The sequence below is a fragment of the Variovorax sp. E3 genome (assembly GCF_016082275.1).
Lineage (GTDB): Bacteria > Pseudomonadota > Gammaproteobacteria > Burkholderiales > Burkholderiaceae_C > Variovorax.
In genome coordinates, this window is sequence record NZ_MOWM01000401.1 from 1 (window position 1) to 299 (window position 299).

Annotated in this window: 1 pseudogene; it reads left to right on the forward strand. The window is 78.3% G+C overall.

Annotation, left to right across the window (positions count from 1 at the left end):
• A pseudogene (locus BMG07_RS41095) lies at positions 1–299 on the forward strand (hypothetical protein); the annotation flags it as partial.

The following is a 299-nucleotide window of genomic DNA, read 5'->3' on the forward strand; positions in this document are numbered from 1 at the left end:
GGCGCATCGAGGCACCTGGGCCCGCCCGCCAGCGCGGCCGACGAAGCCGCCGATGAAGCGGCCGTGGACGCGCTCGACAAGAGCATGGCGCAAGCCCAGCAGGCGCTGCGCCGCGCGCGGCCGCGCGCGCCGGTGCCGTGGTTCCTGTTCTTCGGCGACGCGGCCGCCAACCTGCCGGGCCTGCTCGCGGCCGGGCACGGCGAACGCATCGGCGACGCGTGGTGGCAGCTGTGGCTGACCGGCGCGACCGTGGCCGTCGAGATTCCCGCCGGCGCGGTCGGCGACGCCGCCGGCACGCC